The sequence below is a fragment of the Synechococcus sp. BA-120 BA3 genome, from assembly GCF_034931285.1.
Lineage (GTDB): Bacteria > Cyanobacteriota > Cyanobacteriia > PCC-6307 > Cyanobiaceae > Cyanobium.
Window position 1 is genome coordinate 1 of the sequence record NZ_JAYGHZ010000158.1, and the last position, 1,819, is coordinate 1,819.

Consider the following 1,819-nt stretch of genomic DNA (forward strand, 5'->3'; position numbering starts at 1 on the left):
GTTCATGCTCCCCCGCCGCCAGCGACAGGGCCGGGCCCGGGGCGCTCCCCACCAGCCGCAGGCGCACCCCCTCGCTGCGGCCCGGGCAGCGCACCCGGATCGGATAGGGGACCGGTTCGCCGGCGAAGCCCGGCGCCGGTACGCCGCAGGCCAGCTCCACGCCCTGCAGGTTGAAGTGGGTGAGGTGCAGGGTGAGCAGGAACAGGCTCAGCATCAGGAAGCTGAGCAGCAGCGTGCCGTTGCTCTGCATCTGGACCCCCACCACCTGCAGCAGCACGGTGCCCGCCAGCCAGAGCCAGCCGAATCGTGTCGGCAGGATGTAGAGGTTGCGCATCCGCAGGCGCACCCGTTCGCCCTGCTGGGGCCTACCGAAGTCCATCGACGCCTTCCTGGAGCCGCTGGCTCAGCTCCCCGTCGCTGCCGCCGCGCTGGCCGCCGTCCATGCGGTGCTCGCAGACGGCCGCCAGCACGGCCTGCACATCGTCCGGAATCACATGGTCGCGGCCCTCCAGCAGCGACCAGGCGCGGGCGGCGGCCACCAGCGCCAGGCCGGCCCGGGGCGAGAGCGGATGGGCCTGGGACGGCTGGCGGCGGCTGCGCTCCAGCAGGTCGAGCACGTAGTCGAGCAGGGCGGGGCTGCAGTGCTGCCGGTCGGCGCGGTCCTGCAGCGCCAGCAGGTCCTCCGGGCCGAAGGCGCCGCTGAGGCCGTCGGGCCGCAGGCCCTCACCCTGCAGCAGGGCCCGCTCCGCCTGGCGGGGGGGGTAGCCGAGGCTGAGACGCATCAGGAAGCGGTCGAGCTGGGATTCCGGCAGGGCCGAGGTGCCCCCCTGGTCGAGGCCGTTCTGGGTGGCGATCACCAGAAAGGGCCGGGGCAGGGGATGGCTGGTGCCGTCCACGCTCACCCGGCCGGCGGCCATCGCCTCCAGCAGGGCGCTCTGGGTGCGGGGGCTGGCCCGGTTGATCTCATCGGCCAGCAGCACCTGGCTGAACAGGGGGCCGGGCTGGAAGTGGAAGCTGGCGGCGGCGGGGTCGAACACGTTCAGGCCCGTCAGATCCGCCGGCAGCAGGTCGCTGGTGAAGCTCACCCGCTTGAAGCCGAGCCCGAAGCTGCGGGCCAGGGCCTCCGCCAGGGTGGTCTTGCCCATGCCGGGCAGGTCCTCGATCAGCAGATGGCCGCGGGCCAGCAGGCAGGCCAGGGCCAGCCGCACCTCATGCTCCTTGCCCAGCAGCACCGCGCCGATCGCGCTGATGACCGGCTGGAGGGGGGAGGAGGGCACGGGGGAGCGCGGCGCACCGGTGGCCCCCCCATTGCAGCAGCCCGGCCCCGCTTCCGTGTTACAACCGCCTTAATGTTCGCTGGAGCCGGTGCCTGCCCTCCACCCGGCGATCGGGACACCTGAACCGCCGGATCCCCATGGCGGCAACCTGCAGGCGGCCGCCCGACGCCTCGGCTGCCGCCAGGAGCAGCTGCTCGATGCCAGCGCCTCCCTGGTGCCCTTCGGGCCGCCGGCCCGGCTGCGGCGCCTTCTGGTCCGGGCCCTCGGCAGCGATCTGCGGGACTATCCCGACCGGGACTACACCGCCCTGGGCGACGCCATCGCCGCCTGGCACGGCCTGGATCCGGCCCGGGTCCTGCCCGGCAACGGGGCCGCCGAGCTGTTCACCTGGGCGGCCCGGGATGGGGCGGCCTGTGGCCTGAGCCCGCTGCCGGCGCCAGGGTTCGCCGACTACCACCGGGCCCTGGGCTGCTGGGGCGGCGCCTGGCGGTCCCTGCCCCTGCCCCTCGACTGGTCCGGGGCGGGACCGGGCCCCTGGCCCC

General features: G+C 74.4%; 1 protein-coding gene and 2 pseudogenes. 1 reads left to right on the forward strand and 2 read right to left on the reverse strand.

Translation table 11 applies throughout. From position 1 onward, the window contains the following. Together VB737_RS06820 and VB737_RS06825 are read right to left on the reverse strand one after the other, a co-directional pair. Positions 1 to 379, reverse strand: a pseudogene (locus VB737_RS06820) (hypothetical protein); the annotation flags it as partial. After that, entirely contained in the window at positions 366 to 1,277 is a 912-nt protein-coding gene (locus tag VB737_RS06825; protein ID WP_500312178.1) for an AAA family ATPase, read from the reverse strand. The gene VB737_RS06825 and the pseudogene VB737_RS06820, both read right to left, overlap by 14 nt. 88 nt (positions 1,278 to 1,365) lie before the next feature. On the opposite strand from VB737_RS06825, the pseudogene VB737_RS06830 reads away from it, so the two are divergent. Next, positions 1,366 to 1,819 (forward strand): annotated as a pseudogene (locus VB737_RS06830) (threonine-phosphate decarboxylase); the annotation flags it as partial.